General features: G+C 62.7%; 19 protein-coding genes. 14 read left to right on the forward strand and 5 right to left on the reverse strand.

What is annotated here, in order from left to right; all coding sequences use genetic code 11:
* Positions 1-11 precede the first annotated feature (11 nt).
* Complete coding sequence (locus C4K27_RS05410; protein WP_007927682.1) at positions 12-824, reverse strand: cytochrome C assembly family protein; 813 nt, start codon at positions 822-824, stop codon at positions 12-14.
* A 199-nt stretch (positions 825-1,023) separates the two neighbouring features.
* Here C4K27_RS05410 and ffh point away from each other — a divergent pair, with 199 nt between their 5' ends.
* From ffh to C4K27_RS05440, 6 genes are all read left to right on the forward strand, one after another.
* Positions 1,024-2,400, forward strand: a complete 1,377-nt coding sequence (gene ffh / locus C4K27_RS05415) for a signal recognition particle protein (RefSeq protein ID WP_007927681.1) — start codon at positions 1,024-1,026, stop codon at positions 2,398-2,400.
* A 248-nt stretch (positions 2,401-2,648) separates the two neighbouring features.
* Complete coding sequence (gene rpsP, locus C4K27_RS05420; protein ID WP_007927680.1) at positions 2,649-2,900, forward strand: 30S ribosomal protein S16; 252 nt, start codon at positions 2,649-2,651, stop codon at positions 2,898-2,900.
* 5 nt (positions 2,901-2,905) lie between these two features.
* Complete coding sequence (gene rimM / locus C4K27_RS05425) at positions 2,906-3,442, forward strand: ribosome maturation factor RimM (RefSeq protein ID WP_007927679.1); 537 nt, start codon at positions 2,906-2,908, stop codon at positions 3,440-3,442.
* Positions 3,443-3,444: 2 nt separating this feature from the next.
* Positions 3,445-4,197, forward strand: a complete 753-nt coding sequence (gene trmD, locus C4K27_RS05430; protein WP_053260045.1) for a tRNA (guanosine(37)-N1)-methyltransferase TrmD — start codon at positions 3,445-3,447, stop codon at positions 4,195-4,197.
* A 45-nt stretch (positions 4,198-4,242) separates the two neighbouring features.
* Positions 4,243-4,593: a 50S ribosomal protein L19 gene (gene rplS / locus C4K27_RS05435; RefSeq protein ID WP_009047143.1), complete on the forward strand. Its 351-nt coding sequence runs from the start codon at positions 4,243-4,245 to the stop codon at positions 4,591-4,593.
* 91 nt (positions 4,594-4,684) lie between these two features.
* On the forward strand, positions 4,685-5,098 hold the full coding sequence (locus tag C4K27_RS05440; protein WP_007927676.1) for an acyl-CoA thioesterase: 414 nt from the start codon (positions 4,685-4,687) through the stop codon (positions 5,096-5,098).
* Positions 5,099-5,167: 69 nt separating this feature from the next.
* On the opposite strand, the gene C4K27_RS05445 is transcribed toward C4K27_RS05440, so the two are convergent.
* Positions 5,168-6,973 (reverse strand): cation:proton antiporter, encoded by a 1,806-nt coding sequence (locus tag C4K27_RS05445; protein ID WP_053259749.1) that lies wholly within the window; start codon positions 6,971-6,973, stop codon positions 5,168-5,170.
* 107 nt (positions 6,974-7,080) lie between these two features.
* Between C4K27_RS05445 and xerD the strand changes: the two genes are divergently transcribed.
* From xerD to C4K27_RS05475, 6 genes are all read left to right on the forward strand, one after another.
* Positions 7,081-7,977 carry a site-specific tyrosine recombinase XerD gene (xerD, locus tag C4K27_RS05450; protein WP_009042324.1) on the forward strand — a complete coding sequence of 299 codons (897 nt, stop codon included), beginning with the start codon at positions 7,081-7,083 and terminating at the stop codon, positions 7,975-7,977.
* Positions 7,978-8,184: 207 nt separating this feature from the next.
* On the forward strand, positions 8,185-8,916 hold the full coding sequence (locus C4K27_RS05455; protein ID WP_007927673.1) for a thioredoxin fold domain-containing protein: 732 nt from the start codon (positions 8,185-8,187) through the stop codon (positions 8,914-8,916).
* Between the two features lie 131 nt (positions 8,917-9,047).
* Positions 9,048-10,352, forward strand: coding sequence for a homoserine dehydrogenase (locus tag C4K27_RS05460; protein ID WP_007927672.1), 1,305 nt, complete (start codon positions 9,048-9,050; stop codon positions 10,350-10,352).
* A gap of 104 nt (positions 10,353-10,456) precedes the next feature.
* Positions 10,457-11,866, forward strand: a complete 1,410-nt coding sequence (gene thrC / locus C4K27_RS05465) for a threonine synthase (RefSeq protein ID WP_053259750.1) — start codon at positions 10,457-10,459, stop codon at positions 11,864-11,866.
* A 154-nt stretch (positions 11,867-12,020) separates the two neighbouring features.
* Entirely contained in the window at positions 12,021-15,596 is a 3,576-nt protein-coding gene (locus C4K27_RS05470; RefSeq protein WP_053259751.1) for an ATP-binding protein, read from the forward strand.
* Positions 15,597-15,686: 90 nt separating this feature from the next.
* A complete protein-coding gene (locus C4K27_RS05475) occupies positions 15,687-16,931 on the forward strand; it encodes an EAL domain-containing response regulator (RefSeq protein ID WP_053259752.1) in 1,245 nt (414 codons plus the stop codon).
* Between the two features lie 7 nt (positions 16,932-16,938).
* On the opposite strand, the gene C4K27_RS05480 is transcribed toward C4K27_RS05475, so the two are convergent.
* Positions 16,939-17,601 carry a response regulator gene (locus C4K27_RS05480; RefSeq protein ID WP_007923029.1) on the reverse strand — a complete coding sequence of 221 codons (663 nt, stop codon included), beginning with the start codon at positions 17,599-17,601 and terminating at the stop codon, positions 16,939-16,941.
* Between the two features lie 475 nt (positions 17,602-18,076).
* On the opposite strand from C4K27_RS05480, the gene C4K27_RS05485 reads away from it, so the two are divergent.
* Entirely contained in the window at positions 18,077-18,361 is a 285-nt protein-coding gene (locus C4K27_RS05485; RefSeq protein ID WP_053259753.1) for a DUF3509 domain-containing protein, read from the forward strand.
* Between the two features lie 166 nt (positions 18,362-18,527).
* Here C4K27_RS05485 and C4K27_RS05490 read toward each other — a convergent pair whose 3' ends face one another.
* Both C4K27_RS05490 and C4K27_RS05495 read right to left on the reverse strand, forming a co-directional pair.
* Positions 18,528-19,397, reverse strand: coding sequence for a TIGR02285 family protein (locus C4K27_RS05490; RefSeq protein ID WP_394325634.1), 870 nt, complete (start codon positions 19,395-19,397; stop codon positions 18,528-18,530).
* A 66-nt stretch (positions 19,398-19,463) separates the two neighbouring features.
* Complete coding sequence (locus C4K27_RS05495; RefSeq protein WP_053259754.1) at positions 19,464-20,663, reverse strand: CaiB/BaiF CoA transferase family protein; 1,200 nt, start codon at positions 20,661-20,663, stop codon at positions 19,464-19,466.
* Positions 20,664-20,812: 149 nt separating this feature from the next.
* Between C4K27_RS05495 and C4K27_RS05500 the strand changes: the two genes are divergently transcribed.
* Positions 20,813-21,352 (forward strand): YaeQ family protein, encoded by a 540-nt coding sequence (locus C4K27_RS05500; protein ID WP_007923023.1) that lies wholly within the window; start codon positions 20,813-20,815, stop codon positions 21,350-21,352.
* Positions 21,353-21,392 lie beyond the last annotated feature (40 nt).

Genomic DNA, 21,392 nt, shown 5'->3' on the forward strand with positions numbered 1-21,392 from the left:
ATCGCCGCTCGTCAGATATGCAGGATGTATTCACGGACCAGCTTGCTGCCGAAGTACGCCAGCATCAGCAGGCAGAAGCCGGCCAGGGTCCAGCGAATCGCCTTGTGTCCGCGCCAGCCGAGGCGGTTGCGGCCCCACAGCAGCACGCTGAACACCACCCAGGCCAGGCAGGCCAGCAGGGTCTTGTGCACCAGGTGCTGGGCGAACAGGTTCTCGACGAACAGCCAGCCGGAGATCAGCGACAGCGAAAGCAGGGTCCAGCCGGCCCAGAGGAAGCCGAACAGCAGGCTCTCCATGGTCTGCAGCGGCGGAAAGTTCTTGATCAGCCCGGACGGGTGCTTGTGCTTGAGCTGGTGGTCCTGCACCAGCAGCAACAGGGCCTGGAACACGGCGATGGTGAACATGCCGTAGGCGAGGATCGACAGCAGGATATGGGCGAGGATGCCTGGCTCTTCGTCGATCACCGGCACCGTGCCGGTGGGCACGAACTGCGCCAGCAGCACGGTCAGCGCCCCCAGCGGAAACAGCAGGACCAGCAGGTTCTCCACCGGAATGCGCGAGCAGGCCAGCAGGGTCAGGGCAATCACCGCGGCGGCGATCAGGCTGGCGGCGCTGAAGAAGTCCAGGCCCAGGCCCACGGGCGTCATCAGGTGGGTCAGGAGGCTGGCGCTGTGAGCGAGCAGGGCAAGGATGCCGAGCGAGACCAGCAGGCGCTTGTTCGTCTTGGCGGCTTGAGCCAGACGAGTGCCTTGATAGAGGGTCGCAGCGGCATAGAGACAGGCGGCGGCGAGGGTGGTTAGCAAGCTGGGTGACAAGGGGAGCATAAATCCTGTTAGGCAAGCCCGAAAGTCGTTGAGTTTGGCATAGAACCGCCATCACACGAAAGACCGTGCAACCAGACGGCGGCTGTGCGTCGCACGCAGTCTTCGCTATAATCCGCGACCTGCCCACGGAGCACCTCTTTAATATAGGGGCCCCGAGCCGCCATTACCTCGGTCTACTTAGGGCCTGAAAGGATCGCGCATGTTTGAAAACCTAACCGACCGTCTCTCGCAGACGCTGCGCCATGTCACCGGCAAGGCCAAGCTGACCGAGGACAACATTAAAGACACCCTGCGCGAAGTGCGCATGGCGTTGCTCGAAGCCGACGTCGCCCTGCCGGTGGTCAAGGACTTCGTCAACTCGGTGAAGGAACGTGCGGTTGGCACTGAAGTGTCGCGCAGCCTGACCCCCGGCCAGGCGTTCGTGAAGATCGTCCAGGCCGAACTCGAAAGCCTGATGGGCGCGGCCAACGAAGATTTGAACCTGAGCGCCGTGCCGCCTGCCGTCGTGCTGATGGCCGGTTTGCAGGGCGCCGGCAAGACCACCACCGCCGGCAAGCTCGCGCGCTTCCTTAAAGAGCGCAAGAAGAAGAGCGTGATGGTGGTATCCGCCGACGTTTACCGTCCGGCGGCGATCAAGCAGCTCGAAACCCTGGCCAACGACATTGGCGTGACCTTCTTCCCGTCCGACCTGAGCCAGAAGCCGGTCGCGATCGCCGAAGCGGCTATTAAAGAAGCCAAGCTCAAGTTCATCGACGTGGTCATCGTCGACACCGCCGGTCGTCTGCACATCGACGCTGACATGATGGACGAGATCCAGGCGTTGCACGCGGCGGTCAAGCCGGTGGAAACCCTGTTCGTGGTCGACGCCATGACCGGCCAGGACGCTGCCAACACGGCCAAGGCCTTTGGCGACGCACTGCCGCTGACCGGCGTGATCCTGACCAAGGTCGACGGCGATGCCCGTGGCGGTGCCGCGCTGTCGGTGCGTGCGATCACCGGCAAGCCGATCAAGTTCATCGGTATGGGCGAGAAGAGCGAAGCGCTCGAACCGTTCCACCCTGAGCGTATCGCTTCGCGCATCCTCGGCATGGGCGACGTGCTTAGCCTGATCGAGCAGGCCGAACAGACCCTCGACAAGGAAAAAGCCGACAAGCTGGCGAAAAAGCTGAAAAAAGGCAAAGGCTTCGACCTCGAAGACTTCCGCGATCAGCTGCAACAGATGAAGAACATGGGCGGCCTCGGTGGTCTGATGGACAAGCTGCCGAATATCGGTGGCGTGAACCTGGCGCAAATGGGCAATGCCCAGGGCGCGGCCGAGAAGCAGTTCAAGCAGATGGAAGCCATCATCAACTCCATGACCCCGGCCGAGCGCCGCGACCCCGAGCTGATCAGCGGTTCGCGCAAGCGTCGGATCGCCATGGGTTCCGGCACCCAGGTGCAGGACATCGGTCGCTTGATCAAGCAGCACAAGCAGATGCAGAAGATGATGAAGAAATTCTCCGCCAAGGGCGGGATGGCGAAAATGATGCGCGGCATGGGTGGAATGTTGCCCGGCGGCGGCATGCCGAAGATCTGAAGAATCCGCGCCGGCAGCCATGCCGGCGTTTCCCGCGGGGACGCGGGACCTCCAGCAAACCCGCGCTTGGCGGGAGCTGACTCGCCGTTGTTGCCAACGGCCCTATAGCAAATCTGGATGGCAGCCGGTAGGCGCCGGAAAAAGTCATTTGCAAAAGTCCGGATATTCCTTAGAATATGCGGCCTTTCGGGCACCCATGCCCGCTGTGCATTTAGATTTGCAGCACCGACTACAGGAACGATGTTCACATGCTAACAATCCGTCTTGCCCTTGGCGGCTCCAAAAAGCGCCCGTTTTACCACTTGACCGTGACCGACAGCCGCAACCCACGCGACGGTTCGCACAAAGAACAAGTTGGCTTCTTCAACCCGATCGCTCGTGGTCAAGAAGTCCGCCTGTCCGTGAACCAAGAGCGCGTAGCCTACTGGCTGAGCGTTGGTGCACAACCGTCTGAGCGCGTTGCTCAGCTGTTGAAGGAATCGGCTAAGGCTGCAGCCTGAACCCTATGAACGCGACGCCTGCTCCTGCTGATGATTTGATCGTTATCGGCAAAATCTACTCTGTTCACGGCGTTCGCGGCGAAGTGAAGGTTTATTCCTTTACTGATCCGATTAAAAACCTGTTGGATTACAAAACCTGGACGCTCAAGCGCGAAGGTAGCGTGAAACAGGTTGAGCTGGTCAGCGGACGCGGGAATGAAAAATTCCTGGTCGCAAAGCTCAAAGGTCTCGATGATCGTGAAGAAGCGCGTCTTCTGGCTGGTTATGAGATCTGCGTGCCGCGCAACCTGTTCCCTGAACTGACCGACGGCGAGTACTACTGGTACCAGCTGCAAGGTCTCAAGGTCATCGACACTCACGGACAACTGTTCGGGAAGATCGATCACCTGCTGGAGACCGGCTCGAACGATGTAATGGTGGTCAAGCCTTGCGCTGGCAGCCTGGATGATCGCGAACGCCTGTTGCCCTATACCGAGCAATGCGTGTTGGCCGTCGACCTGGCAGCGGGCGAGATGAAGGTGGATTGGGACGCGGACTTCTGAACGTGGCTAGCCTGCGCGTAGAAGTGATCAGTTTGTTTCCCGAGATGTTTTCCGCCATCAGCGACTACGGCATAACCAGCCGCGCGGTGAAACAGGGGCTCTTGCAGCTGACCTGTTGGAATCCGCGAGACTACACCACGGATCGACATCACACTGTGGACGATCGCCCATTTGGCGGTGGCCCGGGCATGGTGATGAAGATCAAGCCCCTGGAAGATGCTCTGGTTCAGGCCAGGCAGGCAGCCGGGGAGGGCGCGAAGGTGATTTACCTGTCGCCCCAAGGCCGCAGACTGACTCAGTCGGCGGTACGCGAGTTGGCGAATGAGGATGCATTGATCCTGATTGCCGGTCGTTATGAAGGCATTGACGAGCGTTTTATTGAAGCTCATGTCGATGAAGAGTGGTCGATTGGCGACTATGTACTCTCCGGTGGCGAGCTGCCGGCGATGGTCCTGATTGATGCGGTTACGCGACTGCTGCCCGGAGCTTTAGGGCATGCGGATTCCGCGGAGGAGGATTCCTTCACGGATGGTCTGCTGGATTGCCCGCACTACACCCGACCGGAGGTGTATGCGGATCAGCGTGTTCCCGACGTGTTGCTGAGTGGCAACCACGCACACATCCGGCGTTGGCGTTTACAGCAGTCCCTTGGTCGGACCTATGAACGACGCGCCGATCTTCTGGAAAGCCGCTCGCTTTCTGGAGAAGAGAAGAAGCTGCTCGAGGAATACATCCGCGAGCGGGACGATAGTTAACAACGTATCGATGGTAGATCTGACGATTTACCTTAGGAGCACAGCATGACCAACAAAATCATTCTTGCACTCGAAGCAGAGCAGATGACCAAAGAGATCCCAGCCTTTGCCCCGGGCGACACCATTGTCGTTCAGGTGAAAGTGAAGGAAGGCGATCGTTCCCGTCTGCAAGCGTTCGAAGGCGTTGTAATCGCCAAGCGTAACCGCGGCGTGAACAGTGCATTCACCGTTCGTAAAATCTCCAACGGTGTTGGCGTAGAGCGTACTTTCCAGACCTACAGCCCGCAAATCGACAGCATGGCTGTCAAGCGTCGCGGTGACGTACGTAAAGCCAAGCTGTACTACCTGCGCGACCTGTCGGGTAAAGCAGCTCGCATCAAGGAAAAACTGGCTTAAGTCCAGCTTCCGATGCAGAAAAAAGCAGCCTACGGGCTGCTTTTTTGTTGCCCGTCATTTATCCCCGAATTGTGTTTCAGGCAGTAGAACCATGAGCCCCCGCGAGCAAGAAATCCAACGCCGGACCGAGCTGTCGGTGACCCGCGTGACCAAGGCGGTATTCCCGTCGACCACCAACCACCACAACACCCTGTTCGGCGGCACGGCGCTGGCCTGGATGGACGAAGTGTCGTTCATCGCCGCGACCCGTTTCTGCCGGTTGCCGCTGGTCACCGTGTCCACCGACCGTATCGACTTCAATCACCCGATTGCCGCCGGCTCCATCGTCGAGTTGGTGGGACGGGTGGTGAAGGTCGGCAATACCAGCCTCAAGGTCGAGGTTGAGGTGTTCGTCGAGAGCATGAGCTGCGATGGGCGAGAGAAGGCCATCCATGGCCTGTTCAGCTTTGTCGCTATCGATGATGACAAGCGCCCGGTACCGGTGCTGCCGGGGTTTGTCGACTGATCGCGAGCAAGCCTCGCTCTTGTGGGATTTCACCGTTCTGTAGGAGCGAGGCTTGCCCGCGATGGGCTATCAGGCCGCCGTATCCTTCTGAATCAACGCCACCAGGGTCCAGCCCGCGGAGGGCTTGAGGGCGCTGCCTGGCGTCAGCACATGCACCCAGCCGCTGTTGTCGCGAGCGAACAGCAGGGTCGCCCGCTCACCATGCAGCGCCTGGTAATCCTCCCAGCCAAAACCTTCGGTCAGGTTGGTGCTGTACAGCTCCGCACCCTGTCCCAGCAGGCTGGCCAGTTTGCTGTAGGACAGCGTCTCGTTACCCAGCAGGTGCCCGCGATGTTCATGGCTGGCCCGGTGCTTGTCGGTGCGCCGGCTTTCCTGGCTGTTGGCCAGGCCGAACAGGCGCTGATGGCCGAAGTCGTGGCGAAAACGCATGGAGGCCAGGGTGTTCAATTCGCCGGAGGGCGACAGCGCCAGCAGATGGCCAAGCCCCACCAGGTCCAGATGGGCATCGGCATGTTGCGATGCCGGGTTGCCGAAATAGGTCGGCAGGCCGTCCATGCGCGCGGCACGGATGTTTTCCCAGCTCGAGTCGGTCAGCAGCACGCGGCTGCCCAGTTGTTGCAGGGCCTTGCCGATGGCTCGCGCCGGAGCGTTCGCGCCGACGATCAGGAAGCCGCTTGGCGCCGGTTCCGCGACCTTCAGCAGACGTGCCAGCGGCCGCGCAGTGGCACTTTGCAGCACCACGGTGCCGATGATCACGGCAAAGGTCAGCGGTACCAGCAGCAGCGCCCCTTCATGACCAGCTTGGTCCAGGCGAATGGCGAAGATCGCCGAGACCGCCGCGGCAACGATGCCTCGAGGCGCGATCCAGGCCAGCAGGGCCCGCTCGCGCCAGCTCAGGTTCGAACCAGCGGTGGACAGCAGCACGTTCAATGGCCGGGCGATGAACTGGATCACCAGCAGCAGAATCAACACCAGCGGCCCCAGGGCGATCAGGGCATGCAGGTCCAGGCGCGCCGCCAGCAGGATGAACAGCCCGGAAATCAGCAGCACACTGAGGTTTTCCTTGAAGTGCAGGATGTGCCGGACGTCGACGTCCTTCATGTTGGCCATCCACATGCCCATCAGGGTCACGGCCAGCAGGCCGGACTCATGCATCATCTGGTTGGCGCCGATGAAGATGCCCAGCACCGCCGCCAGCGTGGCCAGGTTGTGCAGGTATTCCGGCAGCCACTGGCGGCGCATGATGGTCCCCAGCACCCAGCCGCCGACGATGCCGAACAGGCTGCCGCAGAGGATCACCCCGCCGAAGGTCATCAGGCTGTGCTGCAGGCCCTGGCCCTCGGCGCTGGCGATGATGAAGCTGTAGACCACTACCGCCAGCAGGGCACCGATCGGGTCGATGACGATGCCTTCCCAGCGCAGGATGTTGGCGATCGACGCCTTGGGCCGCACCACCCGCAGCATGGGCACGATCACGGTGGGTCCGGTGACCAGGGTCAGGGTGCCGAACAGCAGCGCCAGCAACCAGTCGAAGCCCAGCAGCCAGTGCGTGGCCAGGGTGATCACCGCCCAGGTCGAAAGGGCGCCGATGGTCACCAGCCGGTGCACCACCTTGCCGATCTCGCGCCACTCCGACAGGTGCAGGGTCAGGCTGCCTTCAAACAGGATCAAGGCCACCGCCAGCGACACCAGTGGCATCAGCAGCGGTCCGAACAGTTCCTGCGGGTCGAGCCAGCCCAGGACCGGGCCGGCGAGAATGCCGCTCAACAGCAGGAACAGAATGGCCGGCAGTTTCAGGCGCCAGGCCAGCCATTGGCAGCCCACTGCCGCCACGCCTATGCCGCCAAAGGCCAACAGAATCTGTTGTTCGTTCATTGAAGCTCCCTGTTCCTTGAAATAGCGGGCTATGAAAGACTAGCGACCCTCTGCACAGTTCACTATTTATTTGCGCCCGGCCTCAAGGCCGCGCCTTTCGAGTATTTATGCCTGCCATCGACCATCCCCTGATAGACCGTTTCCTCGATGCGCTATGGCTGGAAAAGGGCCTTTCGGACAACACCCGCGAGGCCTATCGCAGTGACCTGGCGTTGTTCAACGGCTGGCTGCAGGAAAAGGGGCTGGAGCTGGTGAATGCCGGCCGCGAGCTGATTCTCGACCACCTCGCCTGGCGGGTGGAGCAGGCCTACAAGCCACGCTCGACCGCGCGTTTTCTCTCCGGGGTGCGCGGCTTCTATCGTTACCTGCTGCGGGAAAAGCTGATTGCCGTGGACCCCACGCTGCAAGTCGACATGCCGCAGTTGGGGCGGCCGTTGCCCAAGTCTTTGTCGGAGGCCGATGTCGAGGCCCTGCTGGCCGCTCCCGACCTGAGCGAGGCCATCGGCCAGCGCGATCGCGCCATGCTTGAAGTCCTGTATGCCTGCGGCCTGCGGGTGACCGAGCTGATCAGCCTGACCCTGGAGCAGGTCAACCTGCGCCAGGGCGTGTTGCGGGTGATGGGCAAGGGCAGCAAGGAGCGCCTGGTGCCGATGGGCGAGGAAGCGATTGTCTGGGTCGAGCGCTACATGCGCGATGCCCGTGGCGAGCTGCTCGGCGGGCGGCCCAGCGATGTGCTGTTCCCCAGCCAACGTGGCGAGCAGATGACCCGGCAGACCTTCTGGCACCGGATCAAGCATCAGGCCAAGGTCGCCGGGATCGGCAAGTCGCTGTCGCCGCATACCTTGCGACATGCCTTCGCCACCCATCTGCTCAACCACGGCGCCGACCTGCGGGTGGTGCAGATGCTGCTGGGCCACAGCGATCTGTCGACCACCCAGATCTACACCCATGTCGCCCGGGCCCGTTTGCAGGACCTGCATGCCAAGCACCATCCCCGCGGTTGAGTGAGGTGTCGGTCGCCGCGAACGCCGGCTGCGGCGACCCGGGAGCGGTTCCGCGCCGATCGGCAAATGACCGGCTTGGCTCAGCGGGAGCCCGCCAGGCGGGCCTTATGTGGTAGGCTTTGCCGGTTTACAAAGTGGGCCGTTATGACCCGGTGTTCCAGTACGGGCGTTCTGACCGTCCCATTTGTCCGCCTTCAGGAGTTCCCAATGCGCGTGACCCAGATAATCGCCGCGGCAGCCATTGCGTTGGCCAGTACCTTTGTTATGGCCGATGACGCCGCCGAAAAAGCGATTCGTAAAAGCCTCCAGGGCCTGCAACTCGAAGTCCCGGTAGAAAGCATCAGCGCCAGCCCGCTGCCCGGTGTCTATGAAGTCAAGCTCAAGGGCAGCCGCGTGCTGTACGCCAGCGCCGACGGCCAGTTCGTGATGCAGGGCTACCTGTTCCAGCTCAAGGACGGCAAGCCGGTCAACCTGACCGAAAAGACCGAGCGCCTGGGCGTGGCCAAGCTGATCAACGCCATTCCGGTCGCTGAAACCGTGGTCTACCCGGCTATCGGCGAAACCAAGACCCACATCACCGTCTTCACCGACACCACCTGCCCGTACTGCCACAAGCTGCACGCCGAAGTGCCTGAGCTGAACAAGATGGGCGTGGAAGTGCGTTATGTCGCCTTCCCGCGCCAGGGCCTGGGTTCGCCGGGCGACGAGCAATTGCAGGCGGTCTGGTGCTCGGCCGACAAGAAAGCGGCCATGGACAAGATGGTCGATGGCAAGGAAATCAAGGCCGCCAAGTGCGCCAACCCGGTTTCCAAGCAATTCGCCCTGGGCCAGTCGATCGGGGTGAACGGCACGCCGGCCATCGTTTTGGCCGACGGCCAAGTGATTCCGGGCTACCAGCCTGCGCCACAAGTCGCCAAACTGGCGCTGGGCGCGAAATAATCCTGCGTCGTCGAGCCTTTGACGATCATGACGCGGCGGTTGTGGCCGACGCGTCATTAATAGAGAGCCGTGTGGTTTGCGGCTGTTTTCCACGGCCGACCTAGTGTCGGCCGTTTCATGGGGAGTTCAGAGTGAATCCGGTCAAAGTGGGCATCTGTGGGCTGGGTACCGTCGGTGGCGGTACCTTCAATGTACTTCAGCGTAACGCCGAGGAAATTGCTCGTCGTGCCGGGCGTGGAATCGAAGTGGCACAAATTGCCATGCGCACGCCAAAGCCTCAGTTCCAAACGACCGGTATTGCGATTACCAACGATGTGTTCGAAGTGGCCACGAACCCTGAGATCGACATCGTCATAGAGCTGATGGGCGGCTATACCGTTGCCCGCGAGCTGGTACTCAAGGCCATCGAGCATGGTAAACATGTGGTCACCGCCAACAAGGCGCTTATCGCCGTACACGGTAACGAAATTTTCGCCAAGGCCCGTGAGAAGGGTGTGATCGTGGCGTTCGAGGCCGCCGTGGCGGGTGGTATTCCAGTCATCAAGGCGATCCGCGAAGGCCTGTCGGCCAACCGTATCAACTGGGTGGCCGGGATCATCAACGGCACTGGCAACTTCATTCTCACCGAAATGCGCGAGAAGGGTCGCACCTTCGAAGACGTGCTGGTCGAGGCCCAGGCCCTGGGTTACGCCGAAGCCGACCCGACCTTCGACGTCGAAGGCATCGACGCCGCGCACAAGCTGACCATCCTGGCGTCCATCGCCTTTGGTATCCCGCTGCAGTTCGACAAGGCCTACACCGAAGGCATCACCAAGCTGACCACCGCCGACGTGAACTACGCCGAGGCCCTGGGTTATCGCATCAAGCACCTGGGCGTGGCCCGCCGCACCGATGCCGGCATCGAGCTGCGCGTGCACCCGACGCTGATCCCGGCCGATCGTCTGATCGCCAACGTCAATGGCGTGTTCAACGCGGTGATGGTCAACGGCGACGCCGTCGGCTCCACCCTGTACTACGGCGCCGGCGCCGGCATGGAGCCGACCGCTTCGTCGGTGATCGCCGACCTGGTGGACGTGGTTCGCGCCATGACCAGCGACCCGGAAAACCGTGTGCCGCACCTGGCCTTCCAGCCGGACTCGCTGTCGGCGCACCCGATCCTGCCGATCGAGGCCTGCGAAAGCGCCTACTATCTGCGGATCCAGGCCAAGGATCACCCGGGCGTACTGGCCCAGGTGGCGAGCATCCTGTCCGAGCGCGGCATCAACATCGAGTCGATCATGCAGAAAGAGGTCGAAGAACACGACGGCCTGGTGCCGATGATCCTGCTGACCCACCGTGTGGTGGAACAGCGCATCAACGATGCGATCACCGCGCTGGAAGCCCTGCAGGGCGTGGTCGGTCCGGTCGTGCGGATCCGTGTCGAACATCTGAATTAATTCAGCGGCAAGCGCCAAGCCGCAAGCTGCAAGTAAAAGCCGATTCGCTTTGACTTGTCGCCTGTCACTTGAAGCTTGCAGCTCCACACCAAAGGTTTGCTTATATGCGTTACATCAGCACCCGCGGCCAGGCACCGGCCCTGAATTTCGAAGACGTCCTGCTGGCCGGCCTGGCAAGCGACGGCGGTCTGTACGTACCGGAAAACCTGCCACGTTTCACCCAGGAGGAAATCGCTTCCTGGGCCGGCCTGCCGTATCACGAGCTGGCGTTCCGGGTGATGCGCCCGTTCGTCACCGGCAGCATTCCGGATGCCGACTTCAAGAAAATCCTTGAGGAAACCTACGGCGCTTTCTCCCACAACGCCATCGCTCCGCTGCGCCAGCTGAACGGCAACGAGTGGGTCCTGGAGCTGTTCCACGGCCCGACCCTGGCGTTCAAGGACTTCGCCCTGCAGCTGCTGGGTCGCCTGCTGGACTACGTGCTGGAGAAGCGCGGCGAGCGCGTGGTGATCATCGGCGCCACTTCCGGTGATACCGGTTCGGCCGCCATCGAAGGCTGCAAGCGTTGCGACAACGTCGATATCTTCATCCTGCACCCGCACAACCGTGTGTCCGAAGTGCAGCGCCGGCAGATGACCACCATCTTCGGCGAGAACATCCATAACATCGCCATCGAAGGCAACTTCGACGACTGCCAGGAAATGGTCAAGGCCAGCTTCGCCGACCAGGGCTTCCTCAAGGGCACCCGCCTGGTGGCGGTGAACTCGATCAACTGGGCGCGGATCATGGCCCAGATCGTCTACTACTTCCACGCAGCCCTGCAACTGGGAGGCCCGGCGCGTTCGGTGGCGTTCTCGGTGCCGACCGGCAACTTCGGCGATATCTTCGCCGGTTACCTGGCCCGCAACATGGGCCTGCCGATCAATCAGTTGATCGTCGCCACCAACCGCAACGACATCCTGCACCGCTTCATGAGCGGCAACCAGTACGTCAAGGAAACCCTGCACGCGACCCTGTCGCCGTCGATGGACATCATGGTCTCGTCGAACTTCGAGCGCCTGCTGTTCGACCTGCACGGTCGCAACGGTGCCGCGCTGGCCGGGCTGATGGACTCCTTCAAGCAGGGTGGCGGTTTCAGCGTCGAGCAGGAGCGCTGGACCGAAGCGCGCAAGCTGTTCGACTCCCTGGCCGTGGACGACGCCCAGACCTGCGAGACCATCGCCGAAGTCTTCGCCCAGACTGGCGAAGTGCTCGACCCGCACACCGCGATCGGCGTCAAGGCCGCCCGTGAGTGCCGTCGCAGCCTGGATATCCCGATGGTGGTGCTGGGCACCGCGCATCCGGTGAAGTTCCCGGAAGCGGTGGAGCAGGCCGGGATCGGCAAGGCCCTGGAATTGCCGGCGCACCTGTCCGATCTGTTCGAGCGCGAAGAGCGTTGCACCGTCCTGGCCAACGACCTGAAGGCCGTCCAGGCCTTCGTCAGCCAGCACGGCAATCGCGGCAAACCGCTCTGATCGACTGACATCGATCGTCAACAAGGCCCGTCTCTGACGGGCTTTGTCTTTTTATACACAGGCTGTTTATCGCGGCGTGCCTTCAATGACGGAGCTTAAGGACGGAGCTCAAGGACAGGGCGGCGACGCGTCGAGGATCACCCACAGGATACTTATGTTGCTGCGCCCGGTTTTGTGCACATTGATGGTTTTGGCGACGCTGGCCCTGGCCCCGTGCCTGATGGCGGCGCAGAACCTGCCCTTCAAGCTGGTGCCAGCCTTCGTCGAACTGGAGCCGCTCACCCTGGCCCCGGTCGAACGGCAATGGCTGGCGGGCCGTGGCACCTTGAAGGTGGGCATTTCGATCGATGACTACCAGCCGATCGACATCACGCGCGACCGCAATCGTTACCAGGGTATCAGCGCCGACTACCTGAGCCTGGTCGGCGAACGCCTGGGCATGCCCATGGAGGTGTTGGGGTTCTCCGAGCGCGAGCAAGCGGTCGAGGCGCTGCGCAATGGCACGATCGATATTCTCACCAGCGCCAACGGTTACGAGCGCGGGGTTGCCGGTCTGCACTTTTCCAGCGACTACATGCCTGACCGGGCGGTGGTGGTCGTACGCCGGGACGAGGCCCAGATCCCCGAGGACCTGGCCGGCAAGAAAGTGGTGCTGCTGGAAGGGTATGCGGACGCGAAGGTCGCCCACGCGGCTTATCCCCACAGCCAGATCATTCTCTCGCCCAATCTGTACAGCGGCCTGGAAGCGCTGAATCAGGGGGATGTCGATGCCTTTATCGGCAATGAAGTGATCGTCCGTGCCTACAAGGCGCTGCGTCCTTACCTGGGGTTGCAGGTCCGCACCGGCAGCCGGCTGCCGCCGATCGGCTTTGCCTTCGCCACGCGCCAGAGCGACCCGTTGTTGAGCCGCCTGATCGAGCGAGCGCTGGAGAGCATCGACGATTCCACGGACCGGGAAATCCTGGCCCGCTGGACTACCGGGCTGGGCGCCAGCACCGGCGACGAGCGGATCAAGTTGAGCAAGGCGGAGCGCGCCTGGCTGCTCGAACATCAGCATGTGGTGGTGGCTTCCCAGCAGTACCCACCCTACGTGTTCAAGGACAAGGACGGCCAGTGGACCGGGCTGAACATCGACCTGCTCAACCGCATTTCGAGAATGACCGGCCTGCAGTTCATCCAGGAGGAAAGCTTTTCCACGACCCATACCCTGGACCTGCTGCTCAAGGGCCGGGCCCAGATGAACACCACCTTGTCGGCCAATGACGAGCGCTGCGGCTTCCTCGACTTCACCCACCCCTTTGGCGGTTCGGCCTGGGTGTTCGTGGTCCGCGTCGAGGACATCCAGCTCAACACCTTCAGCCAGTTGGCGGGCAGGGTGCTGGCGCTGCCGGCCAAGCATGCGCTGGAGAGCTACGTCCGGCAGAACTACCCGAAGGTCCGCCTGCGTTCGGTCGCTACCTACCAGGAGGCGCGGGCCCTGGTGGCCAATGGCGAGGCCGACGCGACTATCCAGAATGAAGTCGAGGTGCAGGGGTATCCGGCGAACGGGCTGCGCATCGGCCGCAGTGTCGAAGGCAAGTGGTCGGCCGACGAGTTGTCGGTGCGCCGGGACCAGCCCGAGCTGCTGAGCATTCTGAACAAGGCCCTGGAAGCCTTCCCGGTGGCCGAGCTCAGCGCCATCCGCCTGAAATGGCTGGGGGTGACCCCGGTGCCGGTGCCCATGTGGCAGCGGGTGCCAGTGTGGATCTACTGGGTCACCTTCACCGCCATCCTGTTCGGCCTGCTGTCCCTGGCCTGGAACACCCGGCTCAAGGGGCAGATCCGCCAGCGCCTGCAAGCCGAGCAACGACTCAACGACCAGGTGGCGTTCAAGCGCGCCTTGCTCGACGGTATCCCCAACCCGATCTTCGTCCGCGACCTGGCCGGGCGCCTGATCACCTGCAACAAAAGCTACGAAACCCAGACCGGCATGCGCCTGGAACAGATCAAGGGGCTGTGCCTGACCGAGCTGGATGTGTTGCCCGAGGCCACGGCCCGGCAGTTGCACCGCGAGTTCCTGGAGCAGCTGGAGTCCCAGGAGTCGGTGTTCGTCGACCGTCAGATCGAGTCCAGAAGGGGCCCGGTGCATGTCTATCAATGGACGGTGCCGTTCTACAGCGCCCAGGGTGAGTTGCAGGGGTTGCTGGGGGGCTGGATCGATATCACCGAGCGCAAGCGCCTGGAGGAAGAGCTGCTGCAAGCGCGTCGCGCGGCGGATCAGGCGAACTACGCCAAGAGCGCCTTTCTCTCGACCATGAGCCACGAAATACGCACGCCGATGAATGCGATCATCGGTTTGCTGGAACTGGAAAAGGAACAGGCGCGCCTGCGCGGCATGCCGTTTTCCGATGCGCTGCGCGTGGCCTACCAATCGGCGCAGGAGCTGGTCGGCCTGATGGGCGATAACCTCGACCTGGCCAAGATCGAGGCCGGGCACATGCAGCTGGCGCCGCAGACCGTGGCCCTGCGAGGCTTCTTCGAAGACATACAGCAATTGTTCGAGGTCACCGCGCGCAACAAGGGGCTGCATCTGACGCTGGCCTTCGACAAGGCGGCGGACGGTTTCTACTGGCTCGACCCGCTGCGCCTGCGCCAGGTGCTGCACAACCTGCTGAGCAATGCCCTGAAGTTCACCCAGGCCGGTGAGGTGCGGGTGTCCGTGGAGCGCCAGGCCGATGAACATGGCGCCGACCGTTTGTGCATCAGCGTGGCCGACACCGGGTCGGGCATCAGCCCCGAGAAGCAGGCGAGCCTGTTCGATCCGTTCATCCAGGCCCATCTGCAGACGACGCCGGAGCAGGGCGGCACCGGCCTGGGCCTGAGTATCTGCAAGCAACTGGTGGAGCTGATGGGCGGGCGCATTCTGCTGCAAAGCCAACCTGGCGCGGGAACCACCGTGACCCTTGAGCTTTACCCGGAACAGGTGGTCGAGGATTTCAGCCAGTCGCCCCAGGTGACTCGCGAGCGCCCGCAGAGCCGTCGCATGTCGGTGCTGGTGGTCGACGACGTGCGCGCCAATCGCATGGTGCTCAGCCAGCAACTGATGTTCCTCGGGCACAAGGTGGTGGCGCTTGACAGCGCCGAGGCGGCGCTGGCGCGCTGGCAGGGCGAGGCGTTCGACCTGGTGATGACCGACTGCCACATGCCGGGCATGAGCGGTTATCAGCTGAGCGAAGCGATACGGCAGATCGAGGCCCGGGAAGGGCGTGACGCCTGCCCGCTGATCGGTTGCACGGCCAATGCCTTCGAGGATGAGCAGCAGCGCTGCGAGCAGGCCGGCATGGATGAACTGCTGGTCAAGCCGGTGACCCTGGACCGGCTGGCGCAGATGCTTGCGCGCTTCTTGCCGCCGCCGTCCTTCGACATCCAGACCCTGCGCTCCATGACCCAGGCGGACGAGCCGATCCTGCAACGCATGCTGCGCGAGCTGTGGAGCAACCTGGGGCAGGAGCAGGCGGCCCTGGAGTCGGCGGTGCTGGAGCAGGACTGGGCGCGTATCGGCGCGTCCACGCACCGCCTCAAAGGGGTGTGCTGCCTGATCGATGCGCTGCCGCTGGCCCAGGTCTGCATCGACCTGGAGGCCGTTGCCCGGGCCCACTCGACGGCGGTGCTGGCGGAGCACTGGCTGCGCCTGAAGGAGGCCATCGGCTGCTTGCGCAGCGATATCGAGCCGCATCTGGGTAGCGATTAAGACTTGTCTTATGGGGCGGCCTGCTCGCTGCGATTAACGTACCGGCCCGCTGCGGATTCTCGCCGCTCTCGCCGTATCGGAGGTCGTTCCATGCACAGGTTGAAAGTGCTCGTTCTTGAAGACAATTCGTTCCAGTTGATGGCCCTGCACCAGATGCTCAACGCCAATGGCGTGTTCAACGTGTTGAATGCCGAAAGCGTTGCCGCCGCCCGGCAATCCCTGGACAGCAAGGGGCCGGTGGATATCGCCATCTGCGATCTGTACCTGGAGCAGGCCGACGGGCTGGAACTGATTCGCTACCTGGCAGAGCAGCAACGGGCGAGGGCGCTGATCATTCTCAGCGACGCGCAAGCGGATGTCCGCGAAGGCGCCGCGGCGATGGCCCGGCAGCAGGGCCTGAATGTGCTGGGCTGTCTGCCCAAGCCGGCCTCGGTGACCCTGGTCAATGAACTGCTGGGCCTGTACCAGCAATGTTTCGAGCCTGGGCCGCAAGACTTGTCGCTGGCCCAGGTGCGCGAAACCCTGGCCCTGGATGTGTTCCAGCCGGAGGTGCCGACCGCCGAGGAAGGGCAGGCGGCGGTACAGCGCCATGGGGTCGCGCATTTCCAGCCGGTGGTCAGCCAGGACGGCGAGGTCCTGGGCGTCGAGGCGCTGGCGCGTTGGCAGCACCCGGAACACGGCTTGATGCTGCCCGCCGAGTTCCTGCCAGTGATCGAATTCGCCGGCCTGGAGGAAGCCTTCACCTGGCTCATGCTGGAGCAGGCCCTGCAATTGTCGGCCGGAGTGCGCCTGGTCATGGGCCGTTCGCTGGCGATCTCGGTGAATATCCCGGTGGGCATGCTGGAACTGCCGAACTTCGCGCGCCAGCTGGAAACCCTGCTACGGCGTTTTGAAGTGCCGGCACGCCTGCTGACCCTGGAAATTGTCGAGACCACCGAACTGGAAACCGATATCGCCCATGTGGAGGCCCTGCTGCGCCTGCGCATGATCGGCTGCAAGCTGTCGATTGGCGACTTCGGCACCGGCGGCACCAGCCTGCAGCGCCTGTTGGAATTGCCGTTCACCGAGCTGAAGATCCCGCCGGCCTTTGTCTGCGGGCTGGCTGGCGATGAGCGCAAGGCGGCCGTGGTGGCCGGCGCCATGAGCATGGCCCGGCGCATGTCGCTGGGCGTGGTGCTGGCGGGTATCGAGAGCGCCGCCGACTACCAGGCGGCCAAGAAGCTGGGGCAGGCGCGCCTGCAAGGCTGTTTCATCGCCGAGCCCATGAGCGCCGTCGCCGTGCGCCAGTGGATCGCCCGGCGCTTGCATGACGACCTCGACGAGCAGGCCGGCTGAGCCGGGCTCAGGCGAGCCCGTGTTCCTGCACGTAGATGTACAGCGCCGCGGCGCTGGACAGGCCGAGCTTGCGCATGGCGCTGACCTTCTGGGTGCTGACGGTCTTTTTGCTGCGGCTGAGCTTCGCGGCGATTTCCCCGACCGTCAGCCCGGCCGCCAGCAGGCGGATGACCTCGAGCTCGCGGGGCGACAGCTGTTCTCCGGACAACAAGCGATCCGGTCCGACCTCGCCCGCCAGGCTGAGAAGTTGCTGGATGGCCTGGGCGACAAACACCTTGTCGCGGCGCACATGGCTGATCGCCGCCGGCAGCTCGTCGGCCAGGCTGGCCTTGCTCAGCAGCCCCGAGACGCCCAGGTCGAGAATCGAACGGAACAGCCCGGCATTGTTGAGCATGGTCACCACCACGATCGGCAGCTGGGGATGATGCCGGCGCAGTTGCTCGATCAGGCGCAGGCCATCGTTCTGCTGTTCGCCCGGCATCATGAAGTCTGTGACCAGTACGTCGCAGGGACAGCTTTGCAGCAGTTCGCCGAGGGCGGTCGGGGAGCTGGCTTCGCCGACGATCTCCAGGTTGTCGTCGCGCTCCAGGACGGCCCGCAGGCCGATGAGGAAAATCGGGTGATCGTCGGCCAGGACGATCCGCAGTTTTTTATTGGACGTTTGATTCAAGACTCGCTCCGGTGAGAAGGCAGCATTTCGGACAGGCCCTGCAACCGGGCAACCGTCATCGCTGCGCCGCCGGGCTTTGCCAACCGCTCGAGGAGAGGGCCCCCATGGCCACACCCCCACCTGCCAGAAAGACCTGCGCCAGGCCTGAAAATCCGCCTCGGGAGCAGGTCGCGATGCCGGTTCGGATCGACCCTCGGCGCTATTCCTGCCAACAGGCGGTATTGCGCTACAAGAAGGTCGAGGCGCTGATCGATCAACCGGCACCGTCGCGTTCGTTTCTGGTTTGAGTGCCGATTCTAGTCTGATCCGGGCTGTTTTTTATCTGTCATGTTTTGCGGGCATGCTGGATCGACTCAGGTCGGCAACCGCCAGCGGTTGCGAACTTTCTTCTCTGGGCGATGGTCACTTGAATGCCAGAAAGCTACCGGCATTGGTGTATTCGAGCCTTAATTCCAGCTATTGAGTGGTGATCGAGATGGAAAGTATCAGCCTATTGTTGGGTGAAGCTTTGAGCCCGTATCAGGTAACTCTGACCCCGCGCGCGCAGGGGGAATGCCTGGTAACCCTGAAGAATGCCTTGGGGGCCATCGTGGTCGAGCGCGAGTTCAGCCAGGCCCAGTTGACCGACAAGCGCCAGTTGACCGATGTCGTCGACGGTCTGCATCGCGACGTATTGATCGCCGAAGGCCGTCTGGAACCCTGTGTCATCGCGGCCTTGCGCAATGTGGCCCGGGAGAAGACGTTCGACAGCGCACGCTGACTGGAATTTTCGGGAACCTTCGCAGCAAGCCATCAGTCAGACCCTTGGCAACAGGATCGAGCATTGTGCTCCGGTGCTTGTCGCCTGTTGCGCGGGTCTGGTTTCAGGCCACGTTTAACCCCGAGTCGTCTCCCCACTGCTCGGGGTTTCTTTTTGCCCGGATTTTTTATCGCTGCGGCGTGTCGCGGAAAAACGCCAGGGCATCGCTGCGGTATTGCTCGCGCTGCGACGGTTCCAGCCACTGGGCATAAAGCTCCAGCAAGGTGTGCGGGCGCAGTTCGAGCAGCGCCCGGTTGATGCGCTCCACCGCCTGCCGGCCCTGCGCTGTGTTCGAGCAGCCGACGTTCACTGACTGGTACCTGGGCATGCCCTGGATCGGGTAGAACTCCAGCTCATCGGGATCGATCCCTTGCTGTTGCGCCTGGAAACGGATTTCTGTCTGGTAACCGATCAAGGCTTTCAGGCGCCCGTGGCGTTGCATCTGCAGCAGGTTGCCGATGGCGCTGTTGCCGTAGTGGGCCATCAGCGCGCCGAGCGGAGCCTGTTTGAGCAGGCTGTCGATCGGTTCGCCATAACTGCGCTCGGCCACCACGCCCACATTGTGCAGGGGGCTGACCAGCAGTGCGCCCAGGTCGATCTGGCCGTCATGGATAAACGGCAGCAGGTCGGGACGGTCCTGGCGCCGTACCGCCAGGCCGTTGCTGAATATACGAAAAGTGGTGATGGAAAACGCCAGCCATTGTGCTCGCTGCGGGGTGAACAGCAGCGCCGGATCGCAGACGAAGGGCAGTTCCCGGAGCATCTGCATGGCCCGGGCGCGGTTGACGTGCACGAACTGATGGTCGTACTCCGGCAGGCTGGCCATCAGCACGGGCAGGGCCTGATCGATCACGCCCAGGCCTTTTTGCGGACCTTCGAAAATCGTCATCGGCGGCAGGTCGCGCAACACCCAGATCAGCGTGTCCCGGGCCTGGCTGGCCGGTGACCAGGCGCCGAGCGCCAGCAGCATCGACAACAGGCGTATGCCACGAATCATTCGCCTGCTACGGCATGGGGTCATCAGGCTGCTGATCCTTGTCGGTAAAAGGCATCGTTTTTCAAACTAGATCGCGCCGTTGTCACGCAGGCTTTTGATCTGCTGCTCGTCGTAGCCCAGGGCGCCCAGTACCTGGGCATTGTGTTCGCCGAGCGCGGGGCCGACCCATTCGGACGAGCCCGGGGTGTCCGAGAGTTTCGGCACGATGCCGGGCATCTTGAATGCCTTGCCGTCCGGCAGCTTGGCCTGGAGGAACATTTCCCGGGCGAGAAACTGCGGATCGCTGAACATGTCCTCGGCGCTGAAGATGCGGCTGGCAGGGACTTGTGCCTGGTTCAGCAATTCGAGCACAGGCTCCAGCGGCAGCGAGTTGACCCAGCGATCGATGACTCCGTACAGCTCGTCGCGCCGGCTGTCGCGGCCGTCGTTGCTGGCCAGGGCCGGGTCGTTGGCCAGGTCGTCGCGGCCGATCAGCAGCATGAAGCGCTTGAAGATCGCATCGCCGTTGGCGCCGATCTGCACATGCTTGCCATCGGCGCTGGTGTGAATGGAGGAGGGCGTGATGCCGGGCATAATGTTGCCGGTGCGTTCGCGGATGAAGCCGAAGACATCGAACTCCGGGACCATGCTTTCCATCATGGCGAAGATCGCTTCGTACAACGCCACGTCCACCACCTGGCCCTGGCCGCCGTTGACCTCACGGTGCCGCAGGGCCATCAGCGCGCCGATCACGCCCCACAGGGCGGCAATCGAGTCGCCGATGGAAATGCCGGTGCGCACCGGCGGACGGTCCTCGAAACCGGTGATGTAGCGCAGCCCGCCCATGGATTCGCCGACCGCGCCGAAACCGGGCTGGTCCTTCATCGGCCCGGTCTGGCCGAAGCCGGACAGGCGCACCATCACCAGCTTGGGGTTGAGGGCGTGCAGGGTGTCCCAGCCCAGGCCGAGTTTTTCCAGGACCCCGGGGCGAAAGTTCTCGATCAGGATGTCGGCCTCGGCCAACAGCTTCTTCAGCACCTCCAAGCCGTCCGGGTGCTTGAGGTTCAGGGTCAGGGACTTTTTGTTGCGCGCCTGGACGAACCACCACAGGGATGTGCCTTCATACAGCTTGCGCCACTTGCGCAGCGGGTCGCCGCCGTCCGGCGATTCGACCTTGATCACCTCGGCGCCGAATTCGGCGCAGATGCGCGAGGCGAACGGGCCGGCGATCAGGGTGCCGAGTTCGACGACTTTCAGGCCGGCAAGGGGTTTGGCGGTAAGCGGCATGGAAGATCCTTGTAGGACAAAGATTGGACGGTAGAGCGTTTTAACATAGCCCGGCGTTCCCTCGCCAAAGGATGATGGTGCGCGATTCGTGGATTGGCGCGTGCATCGGTTAGACTTGCCGCCTTTCCTCGTATCAAGAAGCCCCGTCCATGGCCCAGCCGTCTACCACCTACAAGTTTGAATTGAACCTGACTGACCTCGATCGCGGGGTGTACGAAAGCGTCAAGCAAACCATCGCCCGCCATCCGTCGGAAACCGAAGAGCGCATGACCGTGCGTCTGCTGGCCTACGCCCTTTGGTACAACGAACACCTGTCGTTCGGTCGTGGCCTGTCGGAAGTGGATGAGCCGGCCCTGTGGGAAAAAAGCCTGGACGACCGCGTGCTGCACTGGATCGAAGTCGGCCAGCCGGACGCCGAGCGCCTGACCTGGTGTTCGCGCCGTACCGAGCGCACCAGCCTGCTGGCCTACGGCAGCCTGCGTGTGTGGCAGACCCGCGTAGTGGACGCGGTGAAGAACCTGAAGAACCTCAATATCGCCGGCGTGCCCCAGGACGTCCTGGAAGTCCTGGCCAAGGACATGCCGCGCGTTATCAAGTGGGACGTGATGATCAGCGAAGGCACGATCTTCGTCACCGACGATCGCGGCCAGCACGAAGTCCAGCTGGAATGGCTGTTGGGCGAACGCTGAGTTCGCTACGCCGCGCTGTTTCGCCGTATCCCCCGTATCG

The sequence above is a fragment of the Pseudomonas chlororaphis subsp. chlororaphis genome (genome assembly GCF_003945765.1).
GTDB lineage: Bacteria > Pseudomonadota > Gammaproteobacteria > Pseudomonadales > Pseudomonadaceae > Aquipseudomonas > Aquipseudomonas chlororaphis.